The following is a 1,336-nucleotide window of genomic DNA, read 5'->3' as shown; positions in this document are numbered from 1 at the left end:
GGTGCCACCAACACCACCCGATTGCGGTTTTGGTACAGGCAAAGAACTGCCATCGGAAACACCAGCTGTATCATTCATAGTAATGTTTGGCGTAAAGAGAGCACCCGCCGCGATTAAGCCATTTAAGGCATCCAGTGGATTTCCTCCAACGGCTTTAGCTTCAAAATGTGCATCCCCTGTAATGGAACCTTCCGCCGCTGTGTTGTTAAGCGTTCCAAACACCAAATTCAACGTGCCGGCCGCTTGGACAAGACCAGAAACGCTCTCCAAAGCTTCTGAGCTAATATGGCGACCAGGGCCTTTGTTAGCTATGTCTAAAGAAACATCGCGGCTTCCATCAGCATTATAGCCATAACAATTGTCTGTATCGGCGTTACAGTGCATAAAGATTTTTTTATAAGCCGTTTCCCCCAAATTGGTCAGCACATCTGCATGGATATCGGCACTTCCTCCCGCTTTCATAAGACTATAATGATTGTCAATACTATCGGCGTTAATGGTGAGATCACCGCTCGACTGTATCATCCCCTGCACGGTTGGTTTATGCGAAAATGCCTGCGTGACAGTTTGCTTTGTCATGTGTGACCAGTTTTCGTTTATTGACCCGAACCATCCTCCCTTCCGCCGAGAACCATTCCAGGAATACTGTTCTATGCCTTTTTTGTTACCATTCCATCTCCAAGTAAATGCCTTATAAACTGTTCCATCTTCCAAGGTTACTGTACCATAAATTTCTTCTTTGCTCGCCCAAATCTGTTGCTCAAATATATAGTTCTTATCGTCACTACCGAACGGCCATTTAGAAAGCTTTCCTTTGCCCCAGCTACTCAATCTCGTATCATGATATAAATCTCTACCGTCGAGAAAATCAAAGCCCTCTGGTTTTTCGAATGCGATGGTTGCATATTCGGATGTTTCGATGATTTCTGGCGTGCTATCTGCTTCATTTTTAAGTGTAGTGGTTTGGATATTCAAGTTTCCACCAGCTTGAATAAAACCTGCTTTGTTGACAAGCGAAAGGCTCTTGCCCGTGCCCTCTGCATTGCTGAACACCAAATCTTCCTCGGCCATAATGGCACCAAAATCATTCAACACTGCACCATCAACTTGCAAAAAGCCATTGCCCTTCACATAGATTAAACCCGTTTTACTGTTGGTGGCATCCCCCGTCACCATAAAGGCTAGATCCTGTCCCGCTGCCAATTGACCACTATTGTCCAATCGCCCCGTTTTGATCACAAAGTCCCTAGCTGCTAAAACCGATGTGCTCTCATCCACCATAACCCCTGGAGCAACAAAGAGAATATCTCCTGTCCCCCCTTCATCCCTTATGGCT

The 1,336-nt window shown here is 45.7% G+C and carries 1 pseudogene; it reads right to left on the bottom strand.

The features are described from left to right. A pseudogene (locus tag NPX99_RS08640) lies at positions 1 to 1,336 on the bottom strand (hemagglutinin repeat-containing protein); the annotation flags it as partial.

The sequence above is a fragment of the Bartonella sp. 220B genome (assembly GCF_026930205.1).
Lineage (GTDB): Bacteria > Pseudomonadota > Alphaproteobacteria > Rhizobiales > Rhizobiaceae > Bartonella.
The sequence above is the reverse complement of the archived record's forward strand: the minus strand, read 5'-3'. Positions and strand labels throughout refer to the sequence as shown.